Origin of the sequence: Campylobacter sp. CH278 (assembly GCF_004378845.1) — a bacterium.
Classification (GTDB): domain Bacteria; phylum Campylobacterota; class Campylobacteria; order Campylobacterales; family Campylobacteraceae; genus Campylobacter_D; species Campylobacter_D jejuni.
The window spans coordinates 65181-82097 of record NZ_RYXZ01000006.1; the positions used below are offsets into that span (position 1 = coordinate 65181).

Annotated in this window: 16 protein-coding genes; all 16 read left to right on the forward strand. The window is 31.0% G+C overall.

The window, feature by feature from the left end; translation table 11 throughout:
* The 16 genes from bumR (at nucleotide 1) to nifJ (ending at nucleotide 16910) form a co-directional block, all read left to right on the forward strand.
* Nucleotides 1-681, forward strand: coding sequence for a butyrate response regulator transcription factor BumR (gene bumR / locus ELQ04_RS06170; protein ID WP_134224476.1), 681 nt, complete (start codon nucleotides 1-3; stop codon nucleotides 679-681).
* 125 nt (nucleotides 682-806) lie between these two features.
* Nucleotides 807-2273, forward strand: a complete 1467-nt coding sequence (ccoN, locus tag ELQ04_RS06175; protein WP_002876038.1) for a cytochrome-c oxidase, cbb3-type subunit I — start codon at nucleotides 807-809, stop codon at nucleotides 2271-2273.
* Between the two features lie 12 nt (nucleotides 2274-2285).
* Nucleotides 2286-2951: a cytochrome-c oxidase, cbb3-type subunit II gene (gene ccoO / locus ELQ04_RS06180; RefSeq protein WP_002851187.1), complete on the forward strand. Its 666-nt coding sequence runs from the start codon at nucleotides 2286-2288 to the stop codon at nucleotides 2949-2951.
* Nucleotides 2952-2955: 4 nt separating this feature from the next.
* Nucleotides 2956-3219: a cytochrome c oxidase, cbb3-type, CcoQ subunit gene (locus ELQ04_RS06185; protein ID WP_002804842.1), complete on the forward strand. Its 264-nt coding sequence runs from the start codon at nucleotides 2956-2958 to the stop codon at nucleotides 3217-3219.
* On the forward strand, nucleotides 3219-4082 hold the full coding sequence (locus tag ELQ04_RS06190) for a cbb3-type cytochrome c oxidase N-terminal domain-containing protein (protein ID WP_002851306.1): 864 nt from the start codon (nucleotides 3219-3221) through the stop codon (nucleotides 4080-4082). The genes ELQ04_RS06185 and ELQ04_RS06190 overlap by 1 nt, the downstream gene beginning before the upstream one ends.
* Nucleotides 4079-4300 carry a DUF4006 family protein gene (locus ELQ04_RS06195; RefSeq protein ID WP_002858873.1) on the forward strand — a complete coding sequence of 74 codons (222 nt, stop codon included), beginning with the start codon at nucleotides 4079-4081 and terminating at the stop codon, nucleotides 4298-4300. The genes ELQ04_RS06190 and ELQ04_RS06195 overlap by 4 nt, the downstream gene beginning before the upstream one ends.
* Complete coding sequence (locus ELQ04_RS06200; RefSeq protein WP_002858872.1) at nucleotides 4297-4398, forward strand: hypothetical protein; 102 nt, start codon at nucleotides 4297-4299, stop codon at nucleotides 4396-4398. The genes ELQ04_RS06195 and ELQ04_RS06200 overlap by 4 nt, the downstream gene beginning before the upstream one ends.
* Complete coding sequence (locus ELQ04_RS06205) at nucleotides 4395-4997, forward strand: hypothetical protein (protein ID WP_002851454.1); 603 nt, start codon at nucleotides 4395-4397, stop codon at nucleotides 4995-4997. The genes ELQ04_RS06200 and ELQ04_RS06205 overlap by 4 nt, the downstream gene beginning before the upstream one ends.
* On the forward strand, nucleotides 4984-5505 hold the full coding sequence (locus ELQ04_RS06210) for a FixH family protein (protein ID WP_002851150.1): 522 nt from the start codon (nucleotides 4984-4986) through the stop codon (nucleotides 5503-5505). The genes ELQ04_RS06205 and ELQ04_RS06210 overlap by 14 nt, the downstream gene beginning before the upstream one ends.
* Nucleotides 5502-7868 (forward strand): PD-(D/E)XK nuclease family protein, encoded by a 2367-nt coding sequence (locus ELQ04_RS06215; RefSeq protein ID WP_044778181.1) that lies wholly within the window; start codon nucleotides 5502-5504, stop codon nucleotides 7866-7868. The genes ELQ04_RS06210 and ELQ04_RS06215 overlap by 4 nt, the downstream gene beginning before the upstream one ends.
* Complete coding sequence (locus tag ELQ04_RS06220) at nucleotides 7865-10630, forward strand: RecB-like helicase (protein WP_044778180.1); 2766 nt, start codon at nucleotides 7865-7867, stop codon at nucleotides 10628-10630. Before ELQ04_RS06215 ends, ELQ04_RS06220 begins: the two co-directional genes overlap by 4 nt.
* 83 nt (nucleotides 10631-10713) lie before the next feature.
* Nucleotides 10714-11139, forward strand: a complete 426-nt coding sequence (rplM, locus tag ELQ04_RS06225; RefSeq protein WP_002779321.1) for a 50S ribosomal protein L13 — start codon at nucleotides 10714-10716, stop codon at nucleotides 11137-11139.
* A gap of 2 nt (nucleotides 11140-11141) precedes the next feature.
* On the forward strand, nucleotides 11142-11531 hold the full coding sequence (rpsI, locus tag ELQ04_RS06230) for a 30S ribosomal protein S9 (protein ID WP_002851459.1): 390 nt from the start codon (nucleotides 11142-11144) through the stop codon (nucleotides 11529-11531).
* Nucleotides 11532-11656: 125 nt separating this feature from the next.
* Complete coding sequence (gene cadF, locus ELQ04_RS06235; protein ID WP_002936503.1) at nucleotides 11657-12616, forward strand: fibronectin-binding outer membrane protein CadF; 960 nt, start codon at nucleotides 11657-11659, stop codon at nucleotides 12614-12616.
* On the forward strand, nucleotides 12616-13257 hold the full coding sequence (locus ELQ04_RS06240; protein ID WP_002867040.1) for an HAD family hydrolase: 642 nt from the start codon (nucleotides 12616-12618) through the stop codon (nucleotides 13255-13257). The genes cadF and ELQ04_RS06240 overlap by 1 nt, the downstream gene beginning before the upstream one ends.
* Nucleotides 13258-13349: 92 nt before the next feature.
* Entirely contained in the window at nucleotides 13350-16910 is a 3561-nt protein-coding gene (gene nifJ, locus ELQ04_RS06245) for a pyruvate:ferredoxin (flavodoxin) oxidoreductase (RefSeq protein WP_002936499.1), read from the forward strand.
* The last annotated feature ends 7 nt before the right edge of the window (nucleotides 16911-16917 follow it).

A 16917-nucleotide genomic window follows, 5' to 3' on the forward strand; every position in this document is an offset into this window, starting at 1 on the left:
ATGTCACAAGAAGGTAAAGAATTGATAATATTAGTAGTTGAAGATGAAATTAAGACTAGAGAATCATTGATTAATGTATTAAGCGAACGCTTTAGTAAAGTAATCGGAGCTCAAAATGGAGATGAAGGGCTTAAAAAATTTAAAAAATTTAAACCGGATTTAGTTATCACAGATATTGCTATGTCTATTATGGATGGACTGGATATGGCAAGAGAGATTAAAGAAATTTCAGATGATGTCCCAATTGTTGTTCTTAGTGCGTATTCAGAGAAAGAGAGACTTTTGCGTTCCATTGATATCGGTATAGATAAATATTTAATTAAACCTGTTGATATAGAAGAATTATTCAAAGTCTTAGATTGTTTAGTAGGTGAAAAAATTGAAGCAAACATGCTTATAAAAATTTCCGAAGAATATCAATTTAACAAAACTAAACGAACTTTGATTCATAATGGTAAAGAGATTGTTTTAACTAAAAAAGAATTGGCTTTTATTTCTTTGCTTTTAAAACAACCTGGGGTTTTGGTTTTGCATGAAGATATTAAGAAAAATGTTTGGATAGGTAAGAATGTGAGCGATACTGCTGTTCGAACATTTATAAAAAGAGTAAGAGATAAAGTGGGTGAAGATTTTATAAAAAATGTGCCAAGTTTAGGTTATAAGATAAATATCAATAAATAAGACTGATTTAGCCTTAAAATATAAAGCATAACAAATGATTAACAAAATTATCATTTTTAAGAAAAAATGTATAATTAATATTCTATAATATTCTCTTGTTATCAAAAATTTTAAGGAGAAAGTCGATGCATCCAGGTAATGTATTAAATTACGACTATACGGTTGCAAGATATTTTATGTTTGCGACCATATTGTTCGGCATTGTTGGTATGGCTATAGGAACTCTTATAGCTTTTCAAATGGCATATCCTAATTTAAATTATTTAGCAGGAGAATATGCCACTTTTTCAAGACTTAGACCACTTCATACTTCAGGTGTGATTTTTGGTTTTATGCTTTCAGGGATTTGGGCAACTTGGTATTATATAGGTCAGCGTGTTCTTAAAGTGAGTATGGCTGAGTCAAGATTTTTAATGGCTGTTGGTAAGTTTCATTTTTGGCTTTATATGCTTACTATGGTTTTAGCTGTTATATCTTTGTTTATGGGTGTGACTACATCTAAAGAATATGCAGAGCTTGAGTGGCCTTTAGATATTCTTGTTGTTCTTGTTTGGGTTTTATGGGGTGTAAGTATTTTTGGACTTATTGGAATTCGCCGTGAAAAAACCCTTTATATTTCTCTATGGTATTATATAGCTACATTTTTAGGTATAGCTATGCTTTATCTTTTTAACAACATGGAAGTACCAACCTATTTTGTTACTGGAATGGGTAAATGGTGGCATAGTGTATCAATGTATGCAGGAACAAATGATGCTTTAGTACAATGGTGGTATGGACATAATGCTGTGGCATTTGTATTTACTGTGGGTATTATTGCTCAAATTTATTACTTCTTGCCAAAAGAAAGTGGTCAGCCGATTTTCTCTTATAAACTCTCTTTATTTGCATTTTGGGGCTTAATGTTTGTTTATCTTTGGGCAGGTGGTCACCATTTGATTTATTCAACTGTACCTGATTGGATGCAAACTATGGGTTCGGTTTTCTCTGTAGTATTGATTTTACCTTCTTGGGGTTCAGCGATTAATATCTTGCTTACTATGAAAGGTGAGTGGAGTCAGCTTCGCGAGAGTCCATTGATTAAATTTATGATTTTGGCATCAACTTTCTATATGTTCTCAACACTTGAAGGGCCAATTCTTTCAATTAAATCTGTTAATGCTTTAGCACACTTTACAGATTGGATTCCAGGACATGTTCATGATGGAACATTAGGTTGGGTAGGATTTATGACTATGGCTGCGCTTTATCATATGACTCCTAGAGTTTTCAAAAGAGAGCTTTATAGCAAATCTTTAATGGAAGCTCAATTTTGGATCCAAACTACAGGTATAGTTCTTTATTTTGCTTCAATGTGGATTGCAGGTATTACTCAAGGTATGATGTGGAGAGCGACAGATGAGTATGGTAACTTGCTTTATAGCTTTATTGATACCGTTGTGGCTATTGTTCCTTATTATTGGATTAGAGCGATTGGTGGATTGTTGTATCTTATCGGTTTCTTTATGTTTACTTATAATATTTACAAAACAATTGCTTGTGGAAGAGTGCTTGATAAAGAACCAAAAAGCGCTTCGCCTATGGCAGCATAAAAAGGAGAAAATATGTTTAGTTGGTTAGAAAAAAATCCATTCTTTTTTGCTGTAGCTGTTTTTGTAGTGATTGCTTATGCAGGCATAGTTGAAGTTTTACCAAATTTTGCAGAAAATGCAAGACCAATTGAAGGTAAAAAACCTTATACGGTTTTACAACTTGCAGGGCGTGCAGTATATATTAAAGATAGTTGTAATGCTTGTCATTCACAGCTTATTCGTCCATTTAAATCAGAAACAGACCGTTATGGTATGTATTCTGTAAGTGGTGAATTTGCTTATGATAGACCTTTTCTTTGGGGTTCAAAAAGAACAGGACCTGATCTTGCTCGTGTAGGAAATTATAGAACGGCTGATTGGCATGAAAATCATATGTGGGATCCTACTTCTGTTGTTCCAGATTCTATTATGCCTTCATATAAGCATATGTTTAAAAATAATGCAGATATTGAAACTGCTTATGCTGAGGCTTTAACTGTGAAAAAAGTTTTCAATGTTCCTTATGATGCAGAAAATGGAACAAAACTTGGTTCTTGGGAGGATGCACAAGCTGAAGTAAAAGCTGAAGCTCAGGCTATAGTTGATCAAATGAAAAATCAAGAAGTAAAAGATGCTTTTGCTAAAGGTGAAATCAAAGAAATAGTTGCTTTGATCGCTTATTTAAATAGTTTAAAGTAAGATGATGGAACATTTATCAATAGTTTTTGATGTGATTAAAAATTTAATCACATTTGATTTAGCAACAGTTCAAAAACATGAGTGGGAGATTTTCCAAGGTTATGGTTTTTTTGCACTCGTGATGTTTTTGTCAATAGTATTATATGCGTATTTGTATCATTTATATAGAACAGAAAAAAAAGGCGAGAGAAATTATGAAAATTATGCAAACCTTGCCTTAAAAGATGATATTGATGATAGTGTATTAGAAAGTAAAAGGAGTGCTTAATGCAATGGTTAAATTTAGAAGATAATGTTAATCTCTTATCTTTAATTGGAGCTATTCTTATCATTTTAATCACACTGGTTATTGTGGGTAGAATGTTTAAGCAAATGAAAGAAAAGAAAGGCGAGTCAGAGCTTAGTGAACATAGTTGGGATGGAATAGGAGAGTATAAAAATGCTGTTCCTACTGGTTGGGCTGTGGTATTTTTCCTGACTATTGTTTGGGCTATTTGGTATTTTCTATGGGGATATCCTTTAAATTCTTTTTCAAGTATAGGTCAATATAATGAAGAAGTAGCAACTCATAATACAAAATTTGAAGAAAAATTTAAAAATTTATCTCCTGAAGATAAAATAGCAATGGGTCAAAATATCTTTTTAGTTCAGTGTTCGGCTTGTCATGGAATTACAGGAGATGGTATCAATGGTAAAGCTCAAAATTTAAATATTTGGGGTAGTGAAGAAGGTATAATCAATGTAATTAAACATGGTTCAAAAGGTATGAATTTTCCAGGTGGAGAAATGCTTGGTGCTGCTGATTTAGGTGTAGCAGAAGAAGATATCCCTGCTATTGCTGCTTATGTAGCAAAAGATCTTTCAGCTATTAAGAAAACTGCAAATGAAAATTTAGTAGCAAAAGGTAAAGAAGCTTATGCAACTTGTGCAGCATGCCATGGAGAAGATGGAAAAGGTCAAGATGGAATGTTCCCAGATCTTACAAAATACGGTTCTGCAGCTTTTGTAGTAGATGTTTTACATAGTGGTAAGGCTGGTTTTATAGGAACAATGCCGAGTTTTCCAACACTTAATGATATTCAAAAAGAAGCTGTTGGCGAGTATGTAATTTCTCTTTCAAGGGGTGAATGATGGAAAATAATAATAGATGTGTGTTTTCTCTTTCAGGTGTTACAGGTATGTTAATTGCTACGGTTTTGTTGCTTGCTATCTTAGCAGTTTTAACTATTTGGGGTCTTAAAGCTCAGCAAGAAGTGATGCAAAAGCCATATAGTCTTAAAGATGTACAAAGTGTAAAGATGTTTGGTTCAAAAGAACAAGATCATAGAAGTATAAAGGAAGCACAATGAGTAAGGCTTTGGAATATTTAATTGTTATTGGTTTAGTTGTTGCTGCTGCAATCACCGCTTGGTCGGTTTTGACCGTAAATCATCTTCATATAGGATGAAAAAAATATTACAAGATGGCTTTTTTTTAGCTATCTTCTTCTTTGTTTTATTGCCTTCTAGGGTTTTTGCTCTTGATGCTGTACTTTTTAATGAAAATATTTTAAGTCAAAAAGTAAGTAACGAGATTAATCTTATAGGAAAAGAGCTTTACCAAAAAAGTAATATTTTTATCGGCGTTATGGTTGGTGATAAAACTGAAATTGAAACTTTATTAAATAAACAAAAAGAACTTCCTCAATCTTATATATTGCTTCTTTTGTCAAAAAATTCTCACAAAGTTGATATAGTGGGCTCAAAAGGTGCTTTAGCTTTGATTGATAAAGAAGCTGTGCTTAGTCCTTATCCTGGAACAGGATCTATTTTGCCGATATTAGCTACAAATAAAGGTGATATTTATAATGCTGCTATACTTAATGGTTATGCAGATATTGTAGATCGTGTGGCAAAATCCTTGGGATTACAATTAGAACATTCTATAGGCAATGCAAATCGTGATACTATCAATATCTTAAGAATACTTATCTATGGATTTATTTGCTTTGCATTGTTATACTATGCACAAAGAAGAATAAAGAGGAAAAAAAATGTTAGAAACTAAAAAAAGTTTTTGGCCTTATGGTATTTTGCTTTCACTTTTGGCTATAATTATTGCTTGTATTGTAACGATTTTTATAGCAAGTCACCATCCTGTGTATGAGGATGATTTTTATTTTGACTCTTATCAAAATGTTGAAAATAATTACAATCAAATACAAAAACAACAAGTAAATTTTGATAAATTTTTTAAAGTAAATTTTCAAAATGATAAAATCACTTTTATAGGTAAAAGAAAAATTCCTAGTTATGAAGTGGATCAAAATTCCTATGTTGCAAATTTTAAAATTTCTGCATTACAAAATATAAATTCTAATGATTTAAAAGTTCAAGTTCTTCTTACAAGACCATTCACTAAAAATTTTGATCAAAAGTTAGAAGGACAAGTTAAAAATGGAATTTTAAGTATCGCTTTACCTAAATTAGATAAAGGTAGATGGGAGCTTAAGCTAAAGTTTTATGCAAATCAAGAAACAGTGGGTTTTTTTAGCTACGAATTAAATGCTCAATGAAATTAAGAATTTTTAGCTCTTCAAGGCAAATTAGAGAATATTATAATCAAAAAAAACAGCAAAATGCTTTATTAGATAGTGCTATTCATATAGGTGAATTTTTAGATAAAGTTTGTTTGAGCAATTTTCATAAAGCAAGTTCTTATGAAAGTTTGCTTTTAATGCAAGAAGCTTGTCTAAAAAGTAAGGATTTAGAAAAAAAACTAGGAATTTCGGTAGAATTTTTTGCTTTTTTGAAAAATAACGAATATCTTTTTTCTTTTTTTAAAGAACTGAGTTTAGAAAAAAAAAGCATAGAAGATCTTAAAAACAATGATTATTATGCTACCTATAATGAACATTTGGAAATTTTAGATGAGGTATATAAGAATTATCTTGCTTTGCTTGAAAAGAATTCTTTTTATGATGATCTTTCTTTGCCTAAAAATTACACTCTTAATAAAGATTTTTTAGATGAGTATGAAGCTATAGTTTATGATTTGCAAGGTTTTTTGAGTAAATTTGAAGAAAATTTATTAAGTGAAATTTCTCAGATTAAAGAAGTGGTTTTAAGTTTTAAAACAAGTAAATTTAATCTTGAATATCTTTTAAAACTTGATTTTTTAAAAACATTTGATTTAAAAATAAACACTCATTATGAAATCAATCTTTCAAAACAAGAGATTTTAAAAGAAGAAATTTTTAAAACAAAAAATTCAAAAATTAAACTCAAATCTTTTGAATTAAGGGCTTTACAATGCGCCTTTGTTATGGATGAAATTTCACATTTTGTACGCAAAGGTTTAAAGCCTGAAAATATTGTAGTTATAACTCCAGATGAAAGTTTTTGTGAGTTTTTAAGACTTTTTGATAAAGACAATATGCTTAATTTTGCAAGTGGGATTAGTATTAAAGAAAGTTTGTTTTATCAAAAATTTCAAGCACTTTATGAAAGTGCTAGTAGTGCTTCTTTTGTTTATAAAAATCAAGAGGATTATTTTGAAGACACGCAGATGATTTTTGATTATCATAATACGCTTTTACATTCTTTAAAGCTTGATTTTATAGAGTTTAAAAAGTATTTTGATGAGAAATGTGATTTTGAATATTTTGAAAAATTATTTGCTTTATTTTTAGAAAATGAAAAACAAGAGCTTATTTATTTGATACGAAAAGAACTTTATTTTATTAAAGATTTATTGAAAAATCAGTCTTTAACTCTTAAAGAGTTGATCCATATTTTTTTCATGCAAATTTCGCAACTTTCCCTTAGTGATGTAGGTGGAGGTAAGGTTACGGTAATGGGACTTTTAGAAAGTCGTGGGCTTTGTTTTGATGGGGTGATTTTGGTTGATTTTAATGAAGAGTTTATTCCTAAAAGAAGTGTTAATGAGCTTTTTTTAAACAATGAAGTGCGTAAAAAAGCAGGATTGATTAGCTATGATAGAAGAGAAAATTTACAAAGATTTTATTATGAAAGCTTGATGAAAAATGCTTTAGAAGTAAGTATTTGCTTTGTGGAAAATGAAGAAAAAAGCAAATCACGTTTTTTAGATGAACTTGATTTTGACTTTTTTTATGAAACTCATATCCATCAAAAAGCTTATCTTAATGCTTTAAAATTAGACTATGAGGGTATAAAACCTAATCTAACTCCTATAAAAGCTCCTATTTTAAAGCATAATCCTTTCGAGTTTCCGCTTTCTTTTAGTCGTTTTAATTTATTGGAAAATCAAAAAAGAACTTATTATTATCGTTATATTTTAAATTTAGTAGAACCTAGGGTTTTAAGCGAGGAAAGCAAAGCGAAAAATCAAGGAAATTTCATCCATAAAATGCTTGAAATTTATTATAAAAATTATGCAAATAATGATTTTGATATAAAAGTTTTTACAAATTTATTGGATAAAGAATATCAAAAATACAATATTAGCGAACTTGAACTTGAAGTATTTAAATTAAAATTTATACAATTTGCTAAAAATGAAAAAGAGCATTTTTCAAAAGGCTTTTATGTCGCACATACAGAGCTTGAGTTAAACAATATTTTAAAGCTTGGAGTAGATAGTATAAAACTTAAGGGCACTATAGATCGTATCGATAGTTCAAAAGAAGGTAATTTGATCATTGATTATAAAAGTGGAAAAGTACCAAGCAATTCTTATCAACTTGCTTTTTACCAAGCTTTATATGATGAAAATGCAAGCGTGGGTTTTTATGATTTAAATAGTATGCAAATATTGCATCAAAAAGCTAAAAGTTTAGATGAGCTAAGAGAAAGACTTAAAGACTTAGTTCTTATGAGCAAGGAAGAAATAGAGTTTGAAAATGAACAAGATGAGTACTGTCCTTATAAACTCATTTATAAAAAGGAATTAAAATGAGTCAATTTGAGTCTTTTTTGGCATTAGAAGCGAGTGCGGGAAGTGGAAAAACCTTTGCTTTGAGTGTGCGTTTTGTAGCGCTTATTTTAAAAGGGGCTAGGATTAATGAAATTTTAGCTTTGACTTTTACCAAAAAAGCTGCTAATGAAATGCAAAAAAGAATTATTGAGACTTTTTTAAATTTAGAAAAAGAAAATAAAACCAGTGAATGTAATGAACTTTGCAAGCTTTTAGGTAAAGATAAAGAAGAGCTTATTTCTTTAAGAGATGCTAAAAAAGAAGAATTTTTAAGAACAGAGTTAAAAATCAGTACTTTTGATGCTCTTTTCGGAAAAATTTTGCGTGTTTTTGCTTTAAATTTGGGCTTAAGTAGTGATTTTACAATGAGTGAAGAGAAGCTTGATGTAAGAGAGATTTTTTTAAAACTTCTTAAAAAAGATGAATTAAAAGATTTGGCTTATTATATTAATTTAGTTGATGAGAAAGAAAATTTTTTTAACGAGCTTGAAAAATTTTATGAGAATGCTTATTTTCAAAATCGTCCTAAAATTCCAAATCCATCTAAAGCTTATATCAATAAAGCTTATAGTGAGTTAAGAAGTTATTGTTTGGGTCTTACTCATGTAAAAAATTATAAAAATTTGTGTGACAATTTTAAAAGCGAAGTTTTAGATTTATCCGTGTTTATGCAATCAAGCTTTATGACAAAATTTGAAAGTACAAAATATTTGCAAGATTTAGAAAGCACTAACTTGTATTTTAGCGCAAAAAGAATGGAGCTTATAAATGCTTTAAATACTTATGCTATAGAGCTTGAAAATTATAAAATTGCTAATTTAATGAATCTTTTAAATCATTATAGTGAAGCTAAAAATATATTTCATAAAGATAAAAATACCTTAAATTTCCAAGATGTGAGTAAAAAAGTTTATGAGTTAATAACCAGTGAATTTAAGGATATGATTTATTTTCGTTTAGATGGTTTTATTTCGCATTTGCTTATTGATGAATTTCAAGATACAAGCGTGATCCAATATCAAATTTTACGCCCTTTGATCGCTGAGCTTGTTTCAGGAGAAGGGGTTAAGAAAAATCGCACTTTTTTTTATGTAGGAGATAAAAAACAAAGTATTTATCGCTTTCGTAAAGGAAAAAAAGAATTATTTGATTTGTTAAAACAAGAATTTAGTCAAATTAAAAGTGATAGTTTAAATACTAATTATCGTTCTAAAGAGCTTTTGGTTGATTTTGTTAATGAAACTTTTAAAGAAAAAATCAAAGATTATAAAGAACAATTTGCCTTAGAAGGTAAAAAAGGCGGTTTTGTGCGTATTGTGGAATCTAAAGAACAAAAGGTTAAAAACCAAGCCCAAGAAATCAAGGAAAAGACTTTAGAAACTTTATTTAAGCAAATTAATTTTTTAAGATCTAAAAATATTTCTTATGATGATATTTGTATTTTGTGTTGGAAAAATAGCGACGCAGATATGGTTTTGGATTTTTTAAGAGAGCAAAAAATTCCTGCATTTACTCAAAGTAATGTTTTACTTGAAAATAAAGCAAGCGTAAGACTTGTTTTAGAATATGCTAAATATTGTATTTTTGGCGATGAATTTTACTTGGTATTTTTAAAAGAACTTTTAGGTTTTGAGCCGAGAAAAATCACCCTTGATTTTTCAAAAAATACTATGGAAAATGTACTTTTTTTAATAAAGGAATTAACACTTGATTTAAATGATATCGCTTTAATACAATTTATCGAATATGCTAAAACTAAGGAAAATTTTTTAAAACTTTTATTTGAGCCTTGCGCTTTGAAAATAGTAAGCGAACAAAATATGGGTATTAGCATTATGAGTGTGCATAAATCTAAGGGTTTGGAATTTGATCATGTGATTTTGCTTGATAGCTTATCTAAAAACAATTCAAACAATGAAGATATCATGCTTGAATATGATATCAATCAAGGTTGGCAACTCCATATTAAAGATAAAATTCGAGAGCTTACTAAAGAGCCTATTTACACCCTTTTTAAAGAAAATATTACAAGAGCAAATTATGAAGATGATATCAATAAACTCTATGTGGCTTTTACAAGAGCTAAGGAAAGTTTGATCATCGTAAAAAGAAATGAAGAAAGTGTAAATGGAAATTATCCAAGTTATTTTAAGGGAGGATTTTTAAATATACACTCTCAAGAGAGAGGTTTTTTAGAAAGCAAAGAACAAATTTTAAGTGTTAAAAAAGAAAGTATTCAAACTTTGCAAAAATTTGAAAAAATTACCTCGCAAGAAATTCAAAGCGAAGAAAAGCTTGATAGTAAAGAACTATATTTTGGAAATGCTTTTCACTTTTTTATGCAAAATTTAAAACTTCCTAAGGGTGAAAATTTTCAAATACTTACTCAAAGATGCAAGAGCAAATTTAGACATTTTTTGGATGAGAGTGATTTTGAAAAGCTTTTTAAAAGAATTGAAATTTTGCTTAAAAATACTCAATTTCAAAATTTGATTGGTGATGGAAAGCTTTTAAAAGAACAAGCTTTGAGTTTTAATGGAGAAATTAAACAATTAGACTTGCTTGCCTTAAAAGATGAAGAAGCTTTCATAATTGATTATAAAACAGGTCTTGCTATGCAAGATAAACATAAAGAGCAGGTAAGAACTTATAAGATCGCCATTAGTGAAATTTTGAAAAAAGATAAAGTGCGTGCTTTTATAGTTTATTGTTTGGAAAATGAAATTCAAATTTTGGAAATATAAACTTTATTTTTACTTAAATTAAGTAAAAATTAATATTATTTTTTATACAATCACATTTTAAATTTTTGGCAAAGGTAAAAATTATGACAAAGATAACAAAGCCAAACGAAGTAAAACGAGAATGGATTGTTTTAGACGCAGAAGGCAAACGCTTTGGTCGTCTTTTAACTGAAGTAGCAACAATTTTGAGAGGTAAAAACAAGCCTTGCTTTACTCCAAATGTTGATTGTGGTGATTATGTAATTATCATCAATGCTTCAAAAGCTGTATTTACAGGTGCTAATAAAGCAGAAGATAAGCTTTATCATAGACATTCAGGATATTTTGGAAGTGTAAAAAGCGAAAAATTTGGTGATTTACTTGAAAAAAATCCTGCAAAATTATATAAATTAGCAGTTAGAGGTATGCTTCCTAAAACAAATTTGGGCAGAGCTATGCTTAAAAAATTAAAAATCTATGCGGGTAGTGAGCACCCACACACTGCACAAATTGCTAAAGAAGGAAAATAATCATGGCAACAACATACGCAACAGGTAAGAGAAAAACTGCTATCGCAAAGGTATGGGTAAAACCAGGTAGTGGTAAAATTAGTGTTAATGGTGTTGATTTAAACACTTGGCTTGGTGGGCACGAGGCAATTAAGCTTAAAGTGGTTCAACCTTTACTTGTGACTAAACAAGAAACTTCAATGGATATTAAAGCAACTACTTTAGGCGGGGGCTATAGCGCTCAAGCTGAAGCTTTAAGACATGGAATTTCAAGAGCTTTAGCAGCTATGGATGCTGATTTTAGAGCTTTATTAAAACCTAAAGGACTTCTTACTAGAGATAGTAGAACTGTTGAGCGTAAAAAATACGGACGTCGCAAAGCAAGAAGAAGCCCACAATTCTCTAAACGTTAATATTTTTTGGTGGGATTTTCCCACCTTTCTACAATTTTTTATAAAACTCATCCTTTTTTCTATCATTTATGATATAATTGCAAAATTTAAATTTTTATTTTATAACACAATGAAAGGTTTTTTCTATGAAAAAAATATTCTTATGTTTAGGTTTGGCAAGTGTTTTATTCGGTGCTGATAACAATGTAAAATTTGAAATCACTCCAACTTTAAACTATAATTACTTTGAGGGTAATTTAGATATGGATAATCGTTATGCACCAGGGATTAGACTTGGTTATCATTTTGACGATTTTTGGCTTGATCAATTAGAATTTGGGTTAGAGCATTATTCTGATGTTAAATATACAAATACAAATAAAACTACAGATATTACAAGAACTTATTTGAGTGCTATTAAAGGTATTGATGTAGGTGAGAAATTTTATTTCTATGGTTTAGCAGGTGGAGGATATGAGGATTTTTCAAATGCTGCTTATGATAATAAAAGCGGTGGATTTGGACATTATGGCGCGGGTGTAAAATTCCGTCTTAGTGATTCTTTGGCTTTAAGACTTGAAACTAGAGATCAAATTAATTTCAATCATGCAAACCATAATTGGGTTTCAACTTTAGGTATTAGTTTTGGTTTTGGTGGCAAAAAGGAAAAAGCTGTAGAAGAAGTTGCTGATACTCGTGCAACTCCACAAGCAAAATGTCCTGTTGAACCAAGAGAAGGTGCTTTGTTAGATGAAAATGGTTGCGAAAAAACTATTTCTTTGGAAGGTCATTTTGGTTTTGATAAAACTACTATAAATCCAACTTTTCAAGAAAAAATCAAAGAAATTGCAAAAGTTTTAGATGAAAATGAAAGATATGATACTATTCTTGAAGGACATACAGATAATATCGGTTCAAGAGCTTATAATCAAAAGCTTTCTGAAAGACGTGCTAAAAGTGTTGCTAATGAACTTGAAAAATATGGTGTAGAAAAAAATCGCATCAAAACAGTAGGTTATGGTCAAGATAATCCTCGCTCAAGCAATGACACTAAAGAAGGTAGAGCGGATAATAGAAGAGTGGATGCTAAATTTATTTTAAGATAATGAATAAAACTATTTTATTTGATTTAGATGGTACTTTAATTGATTCTACTGATGCTATTTTAAATTCTTTCCAAGGAGCTTTTAAAGCCCTTGGATTAACTTCTAAAAATAATGAAGAAATCAAAAATCTCATAGGTTATCCTTTAGAGCAAATGTTTAGAATGCTTTATCCAGATAAAGTAAATTTAAGTAAAGAATTTGTATTAGCTTATCGTGAAATTTATGCACAAATTTATTTAGAACAAACTACTCTTTTGCCTAAAGCAAAAGAAGCATTAGAACTTGGAAGCGAAATTGCAGATCTTGGTATAGTTACAACAAAAGGAGGTAAATTTACTCCGATTTTACTTGATTATTTGGGAGTTAAAAAATTCTTTAAAACTTTAATTACTCTTGAAGATGTCACAAATCCAAAGCCAAGTTCCGAACCTATAATTTTAGCCTTAAAAAGACTCAATAAAACTCAAGAAAATGCCTATATGATAGGCGATACAATACTAGATATTCAAGCTGCAATTTCTGCTAATATCACTCCTTTGGCCTTAGCTTGTGGCTATGGCAATGAAAATGAATTAAAAGCCTATTCTATGGTATTTTTAAATGCATATGAGGCTGTTAATTATATAGCTAGATTAAACTAATTTCAAGTTTTCGTTAAACGCCTTTTAAGAGAATTTATAGTAAATTGATAGCTAAAAAATTATAAAAATTATCAATATAAAGGAAGGTCTCAATGGGTAAAATTATGAAAACTATGGACGGAAATGAGGCTGCTGCATACGCTGCGTATGCTTTTACTGAAGTTGCTGGAATTTATCCTATTACACCTAGTTCTCCTATGGCTGATTACACCGATATGTGGGCAGCTGCAGGCAAAAAAAATCTTTTTGGAGTTCCTGTAAAAATCGTAGAAATGCAAAGTGAAGCAGGAGCTGCAGGTAGTGTGCATGGATCTTTACAGGCTGGGGCTTTGACTACAACTTATACAGCTTCTCAAGGATTACTCCTTAAAATTCCAAATATGTATAAAATAGCAGGTCAATTACTCCCCTGTGTAATCCACGTAGCAGCGCGTTCTTTGGCTGCTCAAGCTTTGTCTATCTTTGGTGATCATCAAGATATTTATGCAGCAAGACAAATTGGTTTTGCTATGCTTTGTTCGCATTCTGTGCAAGAAACCATGGACTTAGCTGGTGTAGCACATTTAGCTGCGATTAAGGGAAGAGTGCCATTTTTACATTTTTTTGATGGTTTTAGAACAAGCCATGAAATTCAAAAAATTGAAGTGATGGATTATGCGCATTTTGATAGATTATTGGATAGAGAAGCTTTGCTTGAATTTAGAAATAATGCTTTAAATCCAGAAAATCCAAAAACACGCGGAACGGCACAAAATGATGATATTTATTTTCAAACTAGAGAAGTAAGCAATCGTTTTTATGATGCTTTGCCTGATGTTGTTAATGAATATATGCAAGAAATTTCAAAAATCACAGGTAGAGAATATAAACCATTTACTTATTATGGACACAAAGAACCAGAGCGTGTGATTGTTGCTATGGGTTCTGCAACTCAAGCACTTGAAGAGGTAGTGGACTATCTTAATGCTAAGGGTGAAAAAGTAGGGATTTTAAAAGTTTATCTTTATCGCCCATTTAGTTTAAAATATTTCTTTGATGTTATGCCAAAATCAGTGAAAAAAATCGCAGTTTTAGATAGAACCAAAGAACCAGGAAGTCTTGGGGAGCCACTTTATCTTGATGTAAAATCAGCTTTCTATGGAAGAGAAAATGCTCCTGTTATAGTAGGTGGAAGATACGGACTTTCTTCAAAGGATGTTGATCCTGCTCAAATGATAGCAGTATTTGAAAATCTTAAACTTGATAATCCAAAAGATGGCTTTACTGTAGGTATAGTTGATGATGTAACTCATACTTCACTGAGTACAGGAGAGAAAATTTCACTTGGAGATGAAAGTACGATTGAATGTTTATTTTACGGACTTGGTGCTGATGGAACTGTGGGCGCAAATAAAAACTCGATTAAAATCATCGGAGATAAAACGGATTTTTATGCTCAAGCTTATTTTGCTTATGATTCTAAAAAATCAGGGGGTTATACAAGAAGCCATTTGAGATTTTCTAAAAAACCTATCCGTTCAACTTATCTTGTTTCAACTCCGCATTTTATCGCTTGTTCGGTAGCGGCTTATTTGGAAATTTATGATGTTTTAGCAGGAATTCGCAAAGGAGGAACTTTCCTTTTAAATAGTATTTGGAATGCTGAAGAAACCATAAGACAACTTCCAGATGCAGTAAAGAAAACTTTAGCTGAAAAAGAAGTAAATTTTTATATCATCAATGCAACCAAACTAGCTCGTGATATAGGTTTGGGAAATCGTACAAATACCATTATGCAATCAGCCTTTTTCAAACTTGCAAAAATCATTCCTTATGAAGACGCACAAAAATACATGAAAGAGCTTGCGTATAAATCTTATAGTAAAAAAGGCGATGCTATTGTAGAAATGAATTACAAAGCTATTGATGTGGGGGCTGATGGACTTGTAAAAGTTGAAGTGGATCCAAATTGGAAAAATTTAGAGCTTAAAGAAAAAGAACAAACCAATGCCTATAAAGGCACTGAATTTGTTGAAAAAATCGTAAAACCTATGAACGCAGCTAAGGGTGATGATTTACCTGTTTCAGCCTTTTTAGGTTATGAAGATGGAAGTTTTGAACACGGCACAACCGAATACGAAAAACGCGGTGTTGGGGTTATGGTACCAAGATGGATAGAGGCAAATTGTATTCAATGTAATCAATGCGCTTCAGTTTGTCCACATGCTGTTATCAGACCATTTTTGATTAATGATGAAGAAATGGCAAATGCACCTCGTGGAGTAAAAGATCATGCTTTAGAAGCTAAAGGAACCAAAGGAGAAAAATTAAGCTTTAAAATCCAAGTTTCTCCACTTGATTGTACAGGCTGTGAGCTTTGTGTTCATGAGTGTCCTACTAAAGAAAAATCTTTGGTTATGGTACCACTTCAAGAAGAGATGGATTTTGGTGAGCAAGAAAATGCGGATTATTTATTTAAAGAAATTACTTATAAAGATGATATTTTAAATAAAGAAACCACAAAAGGAGCGCAATTTGCCCAACCTTTATTTGAATTCCATGGGGCATGTCCTGGATGTGGAGAAACTCCTTATATTACTTTAATTACAAGATTGTTCGGTGAAAGAATGATTGTGGCTAATGCGACAGGTTGTAGTTCTATTTATGGGGGTTCAGCTCCATCAACTCCTTATAGAAAAAGTGTGAAAAATGGACACGGTCCTGCTTGGGGAAATTCACTTTTTGAAGACAATGCTGAGTTTGGTTTGGGTATGAAAATTGCAACTGAAAACACAAGACACCGCATTGAACATATCATGAATGAAAGTATGCAAGAAGTTCCAAATGCTTTATCAGCCCTTTTTAAAGATTGGATTGCAAATAAAGACAATGGTGCTATGTCTGTGGAAATTAAAGATAAAATGATCCCTATTTTAGAGCAAAATAAAAATATTAAAGCGGTGCAAGATATATTGGAGCTTAAACAGTATTTAAGTAAAAAATCTCACTGGATTTTTGGTGGTGATGGTTGGGCTTATGATATAGGCTATGGCGGACTTGATCATGTTTTAGCAAGTGGAGAAAATGTAAATATTTTAGTGCTTGATACAGAAGTTTATTCTAATACAGGCGGTCAAAGTTCAAAATCTTCTAGAACAGGAGCTGTAGCACAGTTTGCAGCAGCAGGCAAACCTATACAGAAAAAAGACTTGGGTCAAATTGCTATGACTTATGGTTATATTTTTGTAGCACAAGTAAATTCAACGGCAAATTATACTCATCTTATCAAAGCTATCACTGCAGCTGAGGCCTATGATGGACCATCTTTGGTGATTTGTTATTCTCCTTGTATAGCTCATGGTATTAAAGGTGGGCTGGGTTACTCAGGAGAGCAAGGTGAACTTGCTACAAAATGTGGTTATTGGCCACTTTATACTTTTGATCCTCGTTTAGAAGAACAAGGAAAAAATCCTTTAACTCTAACAGGAAAAGAGCCTGATTGGGATTTATATGAGCAATTTTTAATGAATGAAGTGCGTTATAATTCACTTAAAAAAGCAAATCCTGAACATGCTGCTGAGCTTTTTGAACGCAATAAAAAAGATGCTCAACGTCGCTATAGACAGCTTAAGCGTATCGCTATGGCTGATTATAGCAATGAGGTTGAAAGCTGATAAAATA